Annotated in this window: 16 protein-coding genes; 7 read left to right on the top strand and 9 right to left on the bottom strand. The window is 67.8% G+C overall.

The features are described from left to right. Positions 1 to 38 precede the first annotated feature (38 nt). On the bottom strand, positions 39 to 1631 hold the full coding sequence (locus R2601_RS20575; RefSeq protein ID WP_040545626.1) for an ABC transporter substrate-binding protein: 1593 nt from the start codon (positions 1629 to 1631) through the stop codon (positions 39 to 41). Positions 1632 to 1673: 42 nt separating this feature from the next. Continuing rightward, a complete protein-coding gene (locus R2601_RS20570) occupies positions 1674 to 2822 on the bottom strand; it encodes a mandelate racemase family protein (RefSeq protein ID WP_007801965.1) in 1149 nt (382 codons plus the stop codon). Between the two features lie 226 nt (positions 2823 to 3048). On the opposite strand from R2601_RS20570, the gene R2601_RS20565 reads away from it, so the two are divergent. The 4 genes from R2601_RS20565 (at position 3049) to R2601_RS20550 (ending at position 6484) form a co-directional block, all read left to right on the top strand. Next, positions 3049 to 3777 carry a FadR/GntR family transcriptional regulator gene (locus R2601_RS20565; protein WP_050768469.1) on the top strand — a complete coding sequence of 243 codons (729 nt, stop codon included), beginning with the start codon at positions 3049 to 3051 and terminating at the stop codon, positions 3775 to 3777. Positions 3778 to 3935: 158 nt separating this feature from the next. After that, positions 3936 to 4997, top strand: a complete 1062-nt coding sequence (locus tag R2601_RS20560) for a methionine ABC transporter ATP-binding protein (protein ID WP_007801957.1) — start codon at positions 3936 to 3938, stop codon at positions 4995 to 4997. Further along, the gene (locus R2601_RS20555; protein WP_007801955.1) at positions 4987 to 5661 is read left to right on the top strand and encodes a methionine ABC transporter permease; all 675 of its coding nucleotides are present in this window, start codon (positions 4987 to 4989) and stop codon (positions 5659 to 5661) included. The genes R2601_RS20560 and R2601_RS20555 overlap by 11 nt, the downstream gene beginning before the upstream one ends. A 46-nt stretch (positions 5662 to 5707) precedes the next feature. Beyond that, on the top strand, positions 5708 to 6484 hold the full coding sequence (locus R2601_RS20550; protein ID WP_007801950.1) for a MetQ/NlpA family ABC transporter substrate-binding protein: 777 nt from the start codon (positions 5708 to 5710) through the stop codon (positions 6482 to 6484). Positions 6485 to 6561: 77 nt separating this feature from the next. On the opposite strand, the gene phnF is transcribed toward R2601_RS20550, so the two are convergent. Then, positions 6562 to 7356, bottom strand: a complete 795-nt coding sequence (phnF, locus tag R2601_RS20545; protein WP_040545620.1) for a phosphonate metabolism transcriptional regulator PhnF — start codon at positions 7354 to 7356, stop codon at positions 6562 to 6564. After that, complete coding sequence (locus R2601_RS20540) at positions 7349 to 8473, bottom strand: alpha-D-ribose 1-methylphosphonate 5-triphosphate diphosphatase (protein ID WP_040545618.1); 1125 nt, start codon at positions 8471 to 8473, stop codon at positions 7349 to 7351. Before R2601_RS20540 ends, phnF begins: the two co-directional genes overlap by 8 nt. Positions 8474 to 8579: 106 nt before the next feature. On the opposite strand from R2601_RS20540, the gene R2601_RS20535 reads away from it, so the two are divergent. Genes R2601_RS20535 through phnE form a run of 3 tightly spaced genes read left to right on the top strand, consistent with a single transcriptional unit; the run spans position 8580 to position 11087 of the window. Further along, positions 8580 to 9440 (top strand): PhnD/SsuA/transferrin family substrate-binding protein, encoded by an 861-nt coding sequence (locus R2601_RS20535; protein WP_040545616.1) that lies wholly within the window; start codon positions 8580 to 8582, stop codon positions 9438 to 9440. Between the two features lie 56 nt (positions 9441 to 9496). Beyond that, entirely contained in the window at positions 9497 to 10291 is a 795-nt protein-coding gene (locus R2601_RS20530) for a phosphonate ABC transporter ATP-binding protein (RefSeq protein WP_040545614.1), read from the top strand. Beyond that, entirely contained in the window at positions 10284 to 11087 is an 804-nt protein-coding gene (gene phnE, locus R2601_RS20525; protein WP_040545613.1) for a phosphonate ABC transporter, permease protein PhnE, read from the top strand. The genes R2601_RS20530 and phnE overlap by 8 nt, the downstream gene beginning before the upstream one ends. Before the next feature lie 71 nt (positions 11088 to 11158). Here the strand turns inward: phnE and R2601_RS20520 are convergent, their stop codons facing one another. The 5 genes from R2601_RS20520 to R2601_RS20500 form a co-directional block, all read right to left on the bottom strand. Then, positions 11159 to 12025, bottom strand: a complete 867-nt coding sequence (locus R2601_RS20520) for a VOC family protein (protein WP_040545611.1) — start codon at positions 12023 to 12025, stop codon at positions 11159 to 11161. Then, entirely contained in the window at positions 12025 to 12471 is a 447-nt protein-coding gene (locus tag R2601_RS20515) for a DoxX family protein (RefSeq protein ID WP_040545609.1), read from the bottom strand. Before R2601_RS20515 ends, R2601_RS20520 begins: the two co-directional genes overlap by 1 nt. A gap of 85 nt (positions 12472 to 12556) precedes the next feature. Beyond that, a complete protein-coding gene (locus tag R2601_RS20510; RefSeq protein ID WP_040545777.1) occupies positions 12557 to 12862 on the bottom strand; it encodes a hypothetical protein in 306 nt (101 codons plus the stop codon). A gap of 93 nt (positions 12863 to 12955) precedes the next feature. Continuing rightward, complete coding sequence (locus R2601_RS20505) at positions 12956 to 14434, bottom strand: tryptophan halogenase family protein (protein WP_040545607.1); 1479 nt, start codon at positions 14432 to 14434, stop codon at positions 12956 to 12958. Next, a complete protein-coding gene (locus tag R2601_RS20500) occupies positions 14434 to 15204 on the bottom strand; it encodes a SapC family protein (RefSeq protein ID WP_040545605.1) in 771 nt (256 codons plus the stop codon). The genes R2601_RS20505 and R2601_RS20500 overlap by 1 nt, the downstream gene beginning before the upstream one ends. Positions 15205 to 15262: the final 58 nt, after the last annotated feature.

Here is a 15262-nt window from a genome sequence, read left to right as displayed (position 1 = left end):
ACTGGCCCGCGCCTTTCAGCGTCAGCGAGGTGCCGACGTCAGGGGGTCTTTGTCACGTCCTCGAAGCGGGTCACCCACGGGTCGACCACGATGCCCTCGATACCGTCCTGATAGGCGGCGGTGACCACGCGCTCGGAGAACGGCTGGATCGACGGCACGACCTTGTCGATGGTCTGCTGGATCTCCTCGTAGAGCTCGATCTGCCGGTCGCCATCGCCCTCGACAAGCGCCGCCTCGATCTGCTGGTTCAGGCCCTCGTCGTAGAACGAGGTGCGCCAGCCCTGGTAGTTGGTCAGCCCCGCCTCGTCCGAGTTGTCGGGGTTGTAGATCAGCGCCCGCAGGTTGCTGTCCGGATGCGGCTGCTGGCCGCCACCGCCGCGCCCGACGAGCAGCTCGAAATTGCGTTCGCGCATCGCACCGTAGATCTGCCCGCCATCGCCGGTGATGATCTCGGCGTTGATCCCGGCCTGCGCCAGCGTGCCCTGGATCGCGGTGGCGCTGTCGAGGAACTGCTGGGTCGAGATCACCCGGATCGAGGTGTCGAACCCGTCGGGATAACCCGCCTCGGCGAGCAATGCCTTGGCCTTCTCGACATCAAGCGCATAGCCCGGGTCGGGCAGCAGGCCAAAGGCACCGGAGTTGATCGGGCGCTGCTTCTTGACGCCGAAGAAGGGCATGATCGCGCCGTTGATGCCATCATAGTCGATCAGGTGCCGCAGCGCCTCGCGCACCTTGGGGTCGGCGTATTTCTCGTCCTTCATCGACGCGGCGAGGTAGTAGAACCCGGCCGAGGGCACGGTCTCGACAGTGATGTCCTCGTTGGCCTCAAGCGCCTTCAGGTCCGGCGCGGCGAGCGAGAAGCCCACGTCGATGTCGCCCTGCTCGAGCCCCAGCCGTTGCGACTGGCTTTCGGGGAGGTGGCGCATCAATACGCGCGTCATCGCTGGGGCGTCTTCCCAGAACTGCTCGTTGCGGGTCAGGATGACGTATTCGTTGGCCTGCCAGCGGGTCAGCTCGAAGGCGCCGGAGCCCGCGGCGTTGTTGGTAAGCCAGGCTTGGCCCCAGTCGCCGTTCTGCTCGTGCTGCTTGACCACCTCGCTGTCGAGGATCGAGCCGCGCCCGGCCTCGGCGAGATTCATCATGATCAGCTTGGGGTCGTCCTGCTGCGGCAGGGTGAGGACGAAGGTCTTGTCGTCCTCGGCGACGAAGTAGGTGTCGATGTCCTCGGTGATGAAGCCGCGCGATTTCAGCGCCGAGGCCTGCGCGAGGTTCAGCGCCAGCAGCCGCTTGAGGCTGTATTCCACGTCGTGCGCGGTGACAGGATTGCCCGAGGCGAAGACGGCGTCGTCGCGCAGGGTGAAGGTCACGGTCATGTTGTCGTCGGAGATCTCCCAGCTCTCCGCCAGCCGCGGCTCGAGCACGCGGGTCTCGGGGTTGAGCTGGACCAGCGCGTCGTAGACGTTGTTCAGTATCTGGACGGCCTCGCCTCCCGTGATGGCCGCCGGGTCCATGGTCAGGACGTTGTTCATGTTGAACGCCACGATCAGCTGATCCTCGGGCGTTTCGGCCAGCACGGGGCTGGCCCCGGCCATCAGCACCGCCACCGCGGCGCTTGCAAGCAGATGTCTCATGTCTCCTCCCTCAGGTTTCGTGACATCCCGGTGCGCGCGGCCTCAGGCAACGCGGTTGTTCTCGATGTGGTCGAAATCGATGTCCTCGCCCAGACCGGGACGGTCGGGCAGGTGGACATAGCCGTCCGCATCCATCGGATCGGACAGCGATTTCAGGTAGTCGAACCCCTCGTCGTATTCGAGGAACGGGTGCAGCAGGCCGCGCTCGTACCAGCGGCAATTGCGCACCGCGGCGACCACGTGAAGGTTCATGGCGGTGTTGCCGTGGACCTCGCAATTCATGCCAAAGGCTTCGGCCATGTGCAGGGTCTTGAGCGCGGGGGTGATGCCACCCACGTCGTTGACGCCGGTGCGCAGGATGTCGCAGGCCCCGGCCTTGACCCATTCGGCGCGCTGCCAGTGCTTGCCGGCGGCGCTTTCGGGCCCGAGCACCGGAATGTCGAGCTGGTCGGCGAGCCACTTGTAGGACGACATCGATTGCTCGTCCATCGGCTCTTCGATCCAGTCGAAGCCGAGCTTTTCCAGCCCGCGGCCCAACTCGAGTGCGTCGGTGCGCGAATACCAGTGGAAGGCGTCGATCATCAGGCGGATATCCGGCCCCACCGCCTCGCGCACCGCGGCGCAGGCTTTGAGGTCCATCTTCACATCTGGCGACCAGCTCACCGGCGGCATCCAGGTGTGCAGCTTGATGCCCTTGTAGCCTCGCGCCACGAGCTTTTCGGCAAAGCGGCCGTAATCCTCCGGCGTGGCCAGCCCGCCCTCGATCTCGTCGCCACACATGGTCGAACCGTAGGCCAGCACCTTGTCGCGATAGCCGCCGATCAGCTTGTAGACCGGCTGGTCCAGCGTGCGACCGGCCAGATCCCAGAGCGCGCAATCGACCACCGCCAGCGTGCGGTCGGTCAGCTGCGCCGCCGAGCCGCGTTGCCAGTGGGCCAGATCCTGCCACAGCCGCTCGCGGTCGCGGTGATCCTGACCGATGAGCACCTTGCGGACGTATTTGTCGAGCACATGCGGGCGCATCACCTCCGGCGGGGCAAAGCTGTGGCCCTCGTGGCCGTCCTCGGTGCGGATCGTCAGGATGCCCTGATGCACCTCGTGCTCGGGGCCCGGATGGGCATGGCCGGCGCTGTCGGAATGGCGTCGCGTCTTGTGCCGGAACACCCGCGCGGTGACGTCGGTGATGATCACGTGTTGGTCCTCCCGTGCCGCAAGCGCCGGGGCGGTTGCGGGTCTTCAATTCTGTATGACAAGTTGTATTACAGATTATTTGGCGCGGTCAATACGGGATTTCGCATGCATAGGGCGAATTCCACCGGGCATGGGGCTGGACGGCGGGCCGCGCTTTCCGGTAGTTTTCAGATCTGTGTAACAGAAAGAAGGGCCGTGCCGCGTGTCCAAGACAGGTTCAGCCGACATGGCGGCCCCGATCGCAGAGCCGCTTCCCGCCCGCACCCGTGTCGCGGTGATCGCCGACGAGCTGCGGGATTCCATCGGCAAGGGCGATTTCGCGCCGGGCGACCGTCTGCCCAGCGAATCGGAGCTCACGCGCCGGCATTCCGTCAGCCGCACCGTGGTGCGCGAGGTATTCGCGCAGCTGCGCTCGGAGGGGCTGATCGAGGCGCGCAAGGGCTCGGGGGTCTACGTGCTCGACCCGTCGAAGGCGAAACAGCGTCCGTTCTCCGATCTCGACACCGAGCGGCTGTCGGGCGTGATCGAGCTTTTCGAATTGCGGTCCGCCTTCGAGATCCGCTCCGCCGCGCTGGCCGCGACCCGGCGCTCGGGCGCGCAGATCGACAAAATCGTCAAGGCGCAGGGCGAGGTGGCCAAGTGCTTCGAGACCGGCACCTCGACCCGGGAGGCGGATTTCGCCTTTCACTACGCCATCGCCGAGGCCTCGCAGAACAAGCGCTTTCCCGAGTTCCTCTCGCTGATCCGGCCGGGGCTGGTGCCCCGGGTCGAGCTCGAGCCGCGGCGCGGGCCGCCGCGCGCCTACGTGCCGAACCCGCAGCTTGTCAGCGAGCATGACCGCATCATCGATGCCATCATTCTCGGCGATGCCGACGCGGCGGAACAGGCGATGAAGGCGCATCTCGAGGGCAGCCTCGAGCGCTATCGCGACCTGCTCCGCAACAACGCCCGGTAGCCGCCGCGCCGCCCGACTCGTCCCCTGACGGGCGTCGCCTGTCGGTCGAGACTGCTGCCCCGCGGACAACGGTTTTGCGCAGACAGACCCTTGCGTCCGTCCGGCTAATCCGGTCTATCGCGCCGCGGGAGGAGGCCGGACGCTAGCGAGAGGCTCGGATGGCCGAGAAACAGACAACGGGCGCCGCGATCAGCTTCGCGGCCCTTGGAAAGTCCTTTGAAAAGAAGGGCTCGGGCCAGGTCATGGCGCTCGAGGACGTGAGCCTCGACGTGCCGGCCGGGACGATCACTGGAATCATCGGGCGCTCGGGCGCCGGCAAGTCAACGCTCTTGCGCATGGTCAACGGGCTGGAACAGCCGACCACAGGCAGCGTGACGGTTGCCGGGCACGATGTCGGGCGCGCCAGCGCGGCCAAGCTGCGCCACATCCGCCGCGATGTCGGGATGATCTTCCAGCACTTCAACCTGCTGAGCTCGCGCACGGTCTATGGCAACGTCGCGCTGCCGCTCGAGATTGCCGGCGTGCCGAGCGCCGAGATCAAGCCGCGGGTCGATGACCTGATCGCGCGTGTGGGCCTCGAGGAGTTGAGCCGGCGCTACCCGGCAGAGCTTTCGGGCGGTCAGAAGCAGCGCGTGGGCATCGCCCGGGCGCTCGCGACGCGGCCCAAGGTGCTGCTGTCGGACGAGGCCACCTCGGCGCTCGATCCCGAGACCACGCAGACGGTGCTCAAGCTGCTGGCCGACATCAACCGCGATCTCGGCCTCACCATCCTGCTGATCACCCACGAAATGGCCGTCGTGCGCGACATCGCCAGCCACGTGGCGGTGATCGACGGCGGCCGCATCGTCGAGCAGGGCACCACCTACGACGTCTTCGCCGACCCCAAGCATTCCACGACGCGCTCGTTCCTGTCGGGCATCACCGGCGTCACCCTGCCGAGCTTCATCGCCGACCGGCTGCAGCCCGAGCGCCCGCAAGGCGCCGCTCAGGAGGTGATCCGCATCACCTTTGCCGGGCGCCACGCCACCGACCCGATGCTGGCCATGCTCACCTCGGAGCTCGGCATCGCCGTCAACATCCTCGCCGGCGCCATCGAGGAGATCGGCCCGCACCCGTTCGGCAACCTGCTGGTCTCGGTCGAGGCCGGGCGCGGCGCCGAGGCGCGCGCCTATCTGGAACGTCACGAGCTGCTCACGGAGGTGCTGGGCTATGTCGGCTAACCTGATCAACATGCTGCTCGAAGCAACGCTGCAGACGCTCTACATGGTGGCGATCTCCGGCGCGCTCGGCACGATTTTCGGCCTGCCCATCGGCGTCTACCTCGCCGTGTCGCAGCGTGGCGAGCTGCTGTCGTCGCCGGCGGTGAACAAGGTGCTGGGGCTGGTGGTCAACGCCACCCGCTCGGTGCCGTTCATCATCCTCGTGGTGGCGATCATCCCGTTCACGCGACTGATTGCCGGCACCTCCATCGGCACCACCGCCGCCATCGTGCCGCTGACCATCGCCGCCGTGCCCTTCATTGCGCGTCTGGTGGAAAACGCCATCCGCGAGGTCGACAGCGGCCTGATCGAGGCCGCCCGCGCCATGGGCGCCACCCCGCTGCAGATCATCCGCAAGGTCCTGATCCCCGAGGCGCTGCCCGGCATCACTCTGGGCCTGACCCTCGCCGTGGTCAGCCTGATCGGCTATTCCGCCATGGTCGGCGCCGTGGGCGGCGAAGGGCTCGGCGATCTCGGCATCCGCTACGGTTACCAGCGCTTTATGCCCGAGGTCATGCTGGCGGTGGTCGTCATCCTCATCGTGCTGGTCCAGCAAGTGCAGTCCCTCGGCGAGGGGCTGGCCAGACTGGTCGACAAGCGCGCGCCGCGCAATCGCGGCCGCTGATCCCGAAATCAAGCATCAGAAGAATGCACCAAGGAAGGAAATTCCCATGAAGCGACTGATCCCCGTCGTCTCCGCGCTGGCGCTCATTGCCGGCACCGCCTCTGCCGAGGACATCAAGGTCGGCGTCTCGCCTGGCGAGCATGCCGAGATCATGGAAGAGGTGGCCAAGATCGCCGAGCCCATGGGCCTGAACATCGACGTGGTCGAGTTCTCGGATTACGTGGTGCCGAACCAGGCGCTGGCCGATGGCGACATCGAGGCCAACTCGTTCCAGCACGAGCCCTATCTCGACAATCAGGTCAACGACCGCGGCTTCGCGCTGGTGCCGGTGGCGACCACCATCACCACCCCGATGGGCGTGTATTCCGACAGCATCACCGACATGGAGGCCTTCCCCGAGGGCGGCTCCATGGGCATCCCGAACGATCCGACCAACGGTGGCCGCGCGCTGCTGGTGCTGCAAAGCCTCGGACTGATCACGCTCGCCGAGGGCACCGGCCTCGTGCCGACCGTGCTCGACATCGTCGAGAACCCCAAGGACATCCGCTTCCGTGAACTCGACGCGGCGCAACTGCCGCGGTCGCTGGCCGATCTCGACGCGGCGCTGATCAACACCAACTACGCCATCGCTTCTGGTCTGAACCCGAAGGAAGACTCGATCGCGATGGAAAGCGCCGACAATCCTTACGTGAACATCATCGTGGTGCGCGAAGGGGACGAGGAGCAGCCCTGGGTCCAGCCGCTGATCGACGCTTATCACAGCCCCGAGATCAAGGCGTTCATCGACGAGAAGTACCACGGCACCGTGCTGACCTCCTGGTAAGCGCGACGCTCTCGTGACAGCGGAAGGGCGGCCCGGCGGGCCGCCCTTTTTCATGCGCAGGATCCGACAGGACGCCCTCAGCCGTCGCTGGTAAAGACCAGCTCGACGCTGCTCATCGGCCAGCAGCCGCGGTTGAGTTCGATTGCGGCGCCGTCGGGATCGCGGTTGATCGACGTGACGTGCTGTACCGGTGTCTTCGGGGTGAGGCCGAGGATCTCGGCCTCTTCTCGGCTGGCGAGCCCGCCGCGCACCCGGGTCTCGGCGCGGCGGTAATGCGCGATCCCCGTGGCACGATAGACCGCGACGACCGATGCGCTTTCCGCGTAATCCGCCTCGAAGCGGGGAAACCGCGCCAGCGGGAACTCCTTGCGCGAGACATAGATCGGCGCGCCGTCGAGCATCCGAAGGCGATGCAGCTTCAGCACCGGATCGCCGGGAGACAGACCGAAAAGCCGTGCCGCCTCGGCGCTGGCCGGGCCGCGCTCGAGCAGCAAGGTGCGGGTGGAGATCTCGCCGCCATCGGCGACGAGGGAGTCGGCGAAGGTCATGTCGTTGCGGATCTCGAAGTAGCGCGGCTTCTGCCGAACGAAGATCCCGACCCCCTTGCGAGCCTGCAGCTTGCCCTCGCTCTGGTGCAGGGCGAGGGCGCGGCGCACGGTGATCCGGCTCACTCCGAAGAGGTCGGCGAGATGCACCTCCCCGGGCAGCTTCGCGCCGGGCGCCACGAGGCCGCGCTCGATGGCGTCCGCCAGCCGGTCATAGATCTGCAACCAGATCGCGCGAAGGGATTTCGGCGCGTAGGGCCGCGTCGCCAGCGCCGCGAGCTCCGGATGCGCGCCGGGGATCGGGTTCTCGGGCGAGATGTCAGACACGGTCGAGCACTTTTCTCCCATTCACGAACACGGCGCGGACCTCGCGGCTCTCGGGGTCGAGTACCAGCAGATCGGCGCGCTTCCCGGGCGCGATCTTGCCCCGGTCATGCAGCTTGGCTGCCCGCGCCGGGTTTGTCGAGACCAGCGCCCACGCGTCGGCCAGCGGCAGCACGCCGGTCTGCCAGAGCCGCAACGCGGCGTGCAGCGGCGCCGGGTAGTAGTAATCCGAGGCCAGCACGTCGCAGAGTCCGGCGCCGATCGCGGCGGTGGCGCAGAGCGCGCCGTTGTGGCTCAGCCCGCGCAGCGCGTTGGGCGCCCCGAGGATCACCGGCTCGCTGGCGGCGCGCGCGGCGGCGGCTGCGTCTTCGGTCATGGGGAATTCCGACACCGTGATCCCGAGCCGGTTGCCCTCGGCCCAGTCCCCGGCGCTGCACTGGTCGTGCGACAGGATCGGAGCGCCGCACGCGGTGGCGCCGGCGCAGATCTGCGCCGTGGCGCCCGGCACCTCGTCGCGTCGCGCCCAGACGTCGTCGATCATGCGCTTGGTCTCTTCCGGGCTTATCCCCATGCGCGCGGCCATGCGCTTGACCTTGCTCGAGCCCGCCTCGAGGCTCCGGTTCGCGGTGGTGTGGTCGTTGATCGACAGGATGTCGCCCGGTCGGCGCGCGAGCCAGCCCAGCACCTCCTCGACATGATCGACTGCGAAGGTCTCCCAGCGGATGTTGAGGTGGGTGTCACAGCGCAGCCCCGGCGTGGCCGCCTCGAGGGCTGCGACCAGCTCGCGCGCGACCTCGATGCTGCGCAGCCCCGGTTCCCACGACACGGTCAGCGCGTGAAACGCGGTGGTGATGCCGTTCGAGAGCATCTGCCGGTCGGCTTCGGCAAAGGCGAGCGGATAGGGAAAGTGCACGCCGGCGCGCGGCTGCACGATCGCCTCGAACCCGTCGCCATGCAGGTCGACGATCCCCGGCAGCACCCATGCGCCGGTGGCATCGAAGCGGCGTGCCTCAGGCGCCGCTGCCTCGGTAATCTGACCTCCGGCAAGGTGCAGAGCCCCTTGGGTCAGTCCTCCGCCTGCCAGCACCTCTCCGCCGGTGATCGTCCAATTCTCGGTCATTCTTCGCTTTGCTCCGGTCGTCACGAAACTGTCAACGGAACCCCCTATGACCCCTAACTGTGACACTCCTGTGTACACAGCAACCCATTTCTTCGGAGACCACAGCATGATCCGTTCTCTCCTCGCCGCGACCGCTGCCCTCGCGCTCACCGTCGCCGCTCCCGTCCTTGCCGATCCGCTGAAATTCGCGGTGACCGACATCGAAGGGCTGGAAGCCCTGCAACAGGAATTCGCCGCGTTCGAAACCGCGCTCGAAGAGATCTCCGGCGAAGAGATCGAGCTCTTCGCGGTAAGTTCGCGTACGGCCGCCGTCGAGGCGCTGAACCAGGGCCAGGTCGACCTGGTGCTGACCGGCCCCGCCGAGTACGCGGTGATCAAGGAGCTGACCGACGCGCAGATCGTCACCGCCTGGCAGCGCCCGAACTACTATGCGCAGATCGTCGCGCTGAGCGAGGGCCCCGTAAAGACGGTGCAGGACCTGAAGGGCAAGACCGTGACCTTCGGGTCGGTCGGCTCGACCTCCCAACACCTCGGACCGGCGCAGGTGCTGTCGGATTTCGGCCTCGCCTACAACACCGACTACATGCCGCAGATCATTTCGCGCAATGTCGCCGTCGAGGCGCTGATCCGCGGTGATGTCGCCGCCGTCGGCATGAACGAGGGCCACCTTGCGAGCATCCGCGAGGCCTTCCCCGAGCAGTCCTTCACCGTGATTGCCCGTGGCCGCGACCTGCCGAACGACATCCTCGTGGCGCGCGCCGATGCGGATGCCGAGGCCGTCGCCGCGGTGAAGGCGGCGTTCGTCGAGAACGGCGAGACGCTGATGCAGGCGGTCCTGCAGGGCGACGACAACCAGAAGTACAAGGGCGGCTTCTTCCTCAGCGAAGTCAAGGACGGCGATTACGACTACGTGCGCTCGATGTACCAGACCATCGGCGTCGACACCTCGTCCTTCGTCGGCAACTGATCCCCGGATCGGACGGTGCCGGGCCGCTGCGGCCCGGCATCCTTTCGGAGGCCCTCATGCTCGATCTCCAGACTGCCCCGCCCGAGACGGCGCAGCTCGCGGTGGCGCCGGTGATCACCGCGCGCGGCCTGACCAAATCCTATGACCGTCGCAGCATGATCCTGCGCGGCGTCGATCTGCAGATCCAGCCGGGCGAACGCATCGCGCTGATCGGCTCCAACGGCTGCGGCAAGTCCACGCTTCTGAAATGCCTGATCGGCCTGCACCCGATCAGCGGCGGTGAGCTCGATTGCCTTGGGGCGCAGATGCAGGGCGGCGGCAGCCGTGCCGAGCGCCAGCACCTGCGCCAGCAGACCGGTTTCGTGTTCCAGAAACACTGCCTCGTGCGGCGCCGCACGGTCCTGTCGAACGTCATCCACGGGCTGTTCGGCGCTCCGGGCAGCTGGCGCGCCTTCTCGCACAGCATCGCGCCCGAGCCGTGGCGCCAGCGCGCGCTCGAGGCGCTGGACGCGGTGAACCTGGCCGACAAGGCGATGATGCGTGCCGACGCGCTCTCTGGCGGGCAGCAGCAGCGTGTCGCCATCGCCCGCGCGCTCGTGCGCCGACCCCGGCTGCTGATCGCCGACGAGCCCGCGGCGAGCCTCGACCCGGTGTCGGGGCGCAACGTGATGGACCTGTTCCAGAGCCTCTGCGGTGGGCAGGGGATCACGCTGCTGTTCACCTCGCACGACATGAAACACGCGCTGGACTACGCCACCCGCGTGGTTGCGCTGAAACAGGGACGCGTGCTGTTCGACAAGCCGAGCGGCCGGGTCTCGCAATCCGATCTGAACGAGACCTTCCATGGCTGATCCCCGCCCCCTGCCGACCCCGGACCGCATGGGCGGGCTGTCGCCCGCCTCTTTCGCCGCGCTGGTAACCGTCGGCGCGCTGGTTCTGGTGTCGATGAACAACGTCGCGCCCTCGCTGGGGCAACTGGCTGATGGTGTGCCGGGGATGCTGCGTCTCGTGGGCCGGATGCTGCCGCCCAATACCGAGGCGGATTTCCTCGCGCGGATCGCGCTGCGCATCCTCGAGACCTTCCAGATCGCGCTTGCCGGGGCGGCCATCGGCATCGTGCTCAGCCTGCCGATCGCGTGGCTCTCGGCGCGGGGGCTGTCGCCGCTCGGGCGCGGCGCGTTCCTCGTGAAGGCCTTCGTCTCGCTGCTGCGTACCATCCCGGACCTCGTCTGGGCACTGCTCTTCGTGGCGACGGTGGGCCTTGGCGCGGTCGCGGGCACGATGACCATCATGGTCGACACCATCGGCTTCTGCGGCCGGTTCTTCGCCGAGGCGATGGAGGATGCCGAGCGCGAGCCGCAGGAGGCGCTGCGGGCCATCGGCGCCAACCGTGCCTCGGTTCTGGTTGGCGGCGTGCTGCCAGACATCATGCCGTCGCTGATCAACTCCTCGCTCTTTGCGCTGGAAAAGGCGGTGCGCTCGTCGGTGGTGCTCGGGCTCGTCGGTGCCGGCGGCATCGGGCAGGAGCTGAAGGTGGCCTTCGATCTCTTCCAGTACCGCAACGCCTCGATGATCATCCTTGTGATCTTTGCCATCGTGCTGCTCATGGAGCTCTGCACCGACAAGCTGCGCGCGCGCGTAAGGTAAGGCGCATCCCGGCGACCTTGGCGGAGGCCGGGATGCGGTGCGCCGCCCTGCTGGCGAAGGCGGCGCCTGTCTCAGGCCAGCCGGATCGCGGTGCCCCAGTCGTCTTCGAACTGCTCCATGGGCCCGGTATCGCGCCGCAGCAGCTCCACCAGCTCGAGCCCCGTGGTGCGCTCCGACCGCCGTCCCGCACCGGCGCTGAGCCACTGGTTGACGGCGATGTGGTGGTGATAGCCCCCGGTCGAGAGGAACACCGCATCGTCGCGGCTGCTGACCGCGTCGAAGCCGAGCGTCTCCTGCCACCAGCGTCCCGCACGGGGTGCATCGCCCACCTTCATGTGCACGTGGCCGATGCTCGTGCCCGCCGGTGCCCCGGTCCAGAGCGGCGGCAGGGCCCCGAGCGTGGCCATGATGCCCTCGAGGTCGAGCCGGTAGGAGCCCATCTGCACCTCGCCATCGACCCAGCGCCAGCCCGCCTGCGGGGTGTCGGCGTAGATCTCGACCCCGTTGCCCTCGGGATCGGTGAGGTAGATCGCCTCGCTGACCCGGTGATCGGCGGTGCCGTCGACCGGGATGCGCCGCTCGACCGCCATCGCGATCCAGTTGGCGAGATCGCGGCGCGAGGGAAGCAGGATGGCGGTGTGAAAGAGGCCCGCCTCTTGCTGGCCCGGCAGGTCGAGCCCACTGCGCTCGGTCAGGCCGAGCAGTCGCTCGCCACCCGCGCCGAGCCAGATCGTGGCGCCCTCGCGGGTGATCTCCTGCAGGCCGACGGCGCTCTGGTACCACGCCGCAAGCGCTTCGGCGTCGCGGCAGCGCAGGGTCACGCGGCCAGCGCGGACCGGCGCCGAGAGCGGCAGGCTGTTGGCCGCCGCGGCAAGCCCGGGCAGGGTGGAGGCGAGCGCCGCGGCGCCCGCTCCTGTCAACAGGGTTCGCCTGTCCATCACAGTTCTTTCCCGAGCAGTCGGTCGAGAGAATAGCGGCCGCCGCCCTTGGCGAGGAAGGTGAGGGTCACCGCCGACCAGATCAATGACAACTCGGCGCCGCTGTAGCCCTCGTCCCGTGCGATCCAGTGGAAGTAGACCGTCACCAGCAGCACGACGGTGGTGCCGCCGGCGGCGAGGCGGGTGAACAGGCCGAGCACCAGCAGCAGGCCGCCGCCGAACTCGGTCACAGCAAGCAGGATCGACCAGAGCCAGCCGGGTGCGAAGCCGAGCCCTTCCACCATGCCCGCGGCACCGGTGGGATTCTGGATCTTTGGCCAGCCGTGGACCATGAGCGCCACGCCGCTGATCACGCGGAGCCAGAGCTCGGTAAGAGGGGCCGCGGCGCGGTAGAGCGGGGCGAGGACCGGCAGCAGCAGCGCCGGGAGATGGGTGTTGGTTGTCATCGTGTCGTATCTCCATTGAATGCGACCGCCCGGGGGCGTCGCAGAAAAGCCGGCACCTCTTGGTGCCAATGAGAGGGAATGGAGATCAGGCCCGCGGCGGGTGGAGGTCGGGGCGTACCGGTCGGCTCGGGGCAGGGGCGTCATCGGGCGCGATCCGCGCAAGCCGGGTCACCCGGGGCTGCACGGAAAGGTCGCGGGCCGCGGGGACCGTGCAGGTGAAGCAGGGCTTCTTGACCGGAGCACGGGTCGGAAGCGCGACGCCCGGTGCGACGCAGACGTCTTCGAAGGTCAGAGTGCTGGGGCAACGCGACGAGGCCTCGGCCCCCATTGGCAGGAGGGTCGTGACAAGCAGGGCAGTGAGGGTCGCACAGAGCGCCAAGATACGCAGCATCTGCAGGTCCGATCGGTTGATGGTGAGGCCGTTCTGGCGTCCGCTGCTCGACGCGGCAAGCTTGGTCCGCACCGGCTCACACAGAAGTGAGGTTTAGCGGCATGCCTGTGCAAGATGGCGCAGCAGGGTTCCGTGATCGGGCAGCGCGTCGAGCATCTGGCGCGTCAGCGCCTCGGCCGGGGCAGCGCAGGGCGTCGTGCCCGCTGGTGCGGTGGCCGGACGCCACCCCATACCCAGCAGAATGAACTCCCACGCGGTGTGCGAGAAAGGGCTGTAGCGATAGGAGAAATCCGCGAATGAGGGCGGCCGCAGCTGCCAGAGTTCGAGCAGTTCGCGCAGCCGCTCCGAGCGCAGCGCGGCTTTTGCAGCATCGCGCCAGAAGGTCGTGTCACGGCGCTGCGCCACCGCATAGTGCAGTGCGAGGAAATCGGCGAGATCGTCGTGCATCTCGGCCAGCAGCGCGTTGTAGCGCCGCGCCAGCGGTTGCATCGGAAGGCCGGGCGCGGCGGGAAACATCTCGACCAGCGCGCGGGCGGCAAAATCCGCGAGGAAGAGTCCGGTGCTCTCCAGCGGCTCGAGGAACCCCGCCGCAAGGCCAAGCGCCACCACGTTGCCCTGCCACGGCGCGGCGCGCCGTCCGGGGGTGAAATGGATTACCCGGGCGGGCAGCTCGGCGCTGTGCTGGCCCTCCTCGGCGCGCAGCGCTGCCTCGGCCTCGTCATCGCTGAGATGAGCGGAGGAATAGACGTAGCCGCGCCCGCGCCGGTGGCGCAGGCCGATATCCCAGCACCAGCCCGCCTCGAGCGCGCGGGCCCGGGTGAAGGGCGCCGGGGTGTAGGCCGGGTCGTCCTCGGGCACCCGCATGGTCACCGCCCGGTCGCAGAGCAGGCGATCGGCGTAGGACACCCAGTCGCGCCCCTCCTCGGGCAGCAGCAACCCGGCAAAGCCGGTGCAGTCGACCCAGAGATCGGCGCTGAGCGGCGCGCCGTCCTCGGTGCGAAGCGCGGTGACGGTCTCTCCCTCGCGCAGCACCCCGGTGACATGGGCGCTCTGCCGGGTCACGCCCCTGGAGGTCAGCTCGCCCGCGAGGTATTCGGCGAATTTCTCGGCATCGAGGTGATACGCGTAGGGCACCGGTCCGGTGAACTCGGGCGCACCCGCGGGGCGGGGCGCGCGCTCATGCGCGATCAGTGCCGCCTGTGCCGAGGCGATGGCAGCGAAGGGCGGCTCTCCGGAAGAGGCCAGCCAGCGGGCGGCGATGTCGCGGGGCAGGGCGTGGCGATGGAACGGGTGCAGGCAGCGGCTGCCCGGTCCGGACCAGTCATCAAAGCGTATGCCGTGCTTGAAGCTGGCATCGCAGGCCGCAAGCACGCCGCGCTCGGACAGGCCGAAGCGGCGCAGCATGTCGCGCATGGTGGGGATCGTGGCCTCGCCGACCCCGATGCGCGGGGCCTTCGGGCTTTCGACCACGGTGATCGAGACCGGCCCGGGGCCGGTCCCGTTGAGTTGCGCCTGAAGCGTGGCGGCCGCGATCCAGCCAGCCGAGCCACCCCCGACGATGGTGACCCGCATCAGGCGTCTTCGGAGACCGCTGCCTCGTCAGCTTCCGGGGCCGCCGCCTGCGACGCGGCGATGCGGCGCGCCATCGGCGTCAGGTTGTTGAGCGACTGCAGGTGCACGTAGCAGAGCTCGAGCTCATCGGTCTTGGCCATCTCGGCCAGCACCTCGGCGGGCAGCGCCTTGAGCTTGTCGCGGTCGAGCGTGAAGAAGCCGCCAAGCTGCGCCGACTGGCCACCGGGGAGGCTGAACTGCGCCTGCGCGGGCTTCAGAAGGTCGTGCTCCATCAGCCGCTTGCAGAACAGCTGCGTACGGTCGAAGAGGCCCTGGTACTCGCGGGTGAAGGTCAGCATCGACTCGAGGTAGCGGGTGCGCTTGCCCTCGGCGTCGAACAGGCGCTCGCCCTTGCCGTCCTTGTTAAAGCCCTCGTGCTCCTCGTCGATGCAGAGCGTGAAGGTCTTGCCGTCGTCGGAGCGGGCGAAGACGAAAGGATAGCGGCGCAGGAAGGCGGGCACGTAGCCGCCGGTCCAGTTGCCCTCGGCATCGACGGCGTTGTTCTCGTTGGCGCGCATTCCGAGAATGACCGACGGGAAGATATTCTTGTCGTCACCGGCGAAGACGATGGCGTAATCGGTGGCGGCGGCGATGAACTCGGCGGCAAGCAGCGGCACCGAGTTGACCTCTTTCGCAAACGCATAGTTGCGGCCGGCCTCGAGCGACCAGTCGCGGTGCCGTTCGGACGAGATCGGCACAGCCCGCTCGTAGATCATCAGTTGTTTCGTCACGTTGATCCCTCCCTCTGGGTCAGTTCGCCACCCACACCGGTTTCCGTTTTCGAAGGCT

It is taken from the genome of Salipiger bermudensis HTCC2601 (genome assembly GCF_000153725.1).
Taxonomy (GTDB): Bacteria; Pseudomonadota; Alphaproteobacteria; order Rhodobacterales; family Rhodobacteraceae; genus Salipiger; species Salipiger bermudensis.
This window is presented reverse-complemented; position numbering and strand designations above follow the sequence as displayed.

What these genes read in the sequence shown, in the direction of transcription:
- R2601_RS20575 (WP_040545626.1), bottom strand. Translation starts at nt 1,631, where the DNA reads ATGAGACATCTGCTTGCAAGCGCCGCGGTGGCGGTGCTGATGGCCGGG.
- R2601_RS20565 (WP_050768469.1), top strand. Translation starts at nt 3,049, where the DNA reads ATGGCGGCCCCGATCGCAGAGCCGCTTCCCGCCCGCACCCGTGTCGCG.
- R2601_RS20560 (WP_007801957.1), top strand. Translation starts at nt 3,936, where the DNA reads ATGGCCGAGAAACAGACAACGGGCGCCGCGATCAGCTTCGCGGCCCTT.
- R2601_RS20555 (WP_007801955.1), top strand. Translation starts at nt 4,987, where the DNA reads ATGTCGGCTAACCTGATCAACATGCTGCTCGAAGCAACGCTGCAGACG.
- R2601_RS20550 (WP_007801950.1), top strand. Translation starts at nt 5,708, where the DNA reads ATGAAGCGACTGATCCCCGTCGTCTCCGCGCTGGCGCTCATTGCCGGC.
- R2601_RS20540 (WP_040545618.1), bottom strand. Translation starts at nt 8,473, where the DNA reads ATGACCGAGAATTGGACGATCACCGGCGGAGAGGTGCTGGCAGGCGGA.
- R2601_RS20535 (WP_040545616.1), top strand. Translation starts at nt 8,580, where the DNA reads ATGATCCGTTCTCTCCTCGCCGCGACCGCTGCCCTCGCGCTCACCGTC.
- R2601_RS20530 (WP_040545614.1), top strand. Translation starts at nt 9,497, where the DNA reads ATGCTCGATCTCCAGACTGCCCCGCCCGAGACGGCGCAGCTCGCGGTG.
- phnE (WP_040545613.1), top strand. Translation starts at nt 10,284, where the DNA reads ATGGCTGATCCCCGCCCCCTGCCGACCCCGGACCGCATGGGCGGGCTG.
- R2601_RS20520 (WP_040545611.1), bottom strand. Translation starts at nt 12,025, where the DNA reads ATGGACAGGCGAACCCTGTTGACAGGAGCGGGCGCCGCGGCGCTCGCC.
- R2601_RS20515 (WP_040545609.1), bottom strand. Translation starts at nt 12,471, where the DNA reads ATGACAACCAACACCCATCTCCCGGCGCTGCTGCTGCCGGTCCTCGCC.
- R2601_RS20510 (WP_040545777.1), bottom strand. Translation starts at nt 12,862, where the DNA reads ATGCTGCGTATCTTGGCGCTCTGTGCGACCCTCACTGCCCTGCTTGTC.
- R2601_RS20505 (WP_040545607.1), bottom strand. Translation starts at nt 14,434, where the DNA reads ATGCGGGTCACCATCGTCGGGGGTGGCTCGGCTGGCTGGATCGCGGCC.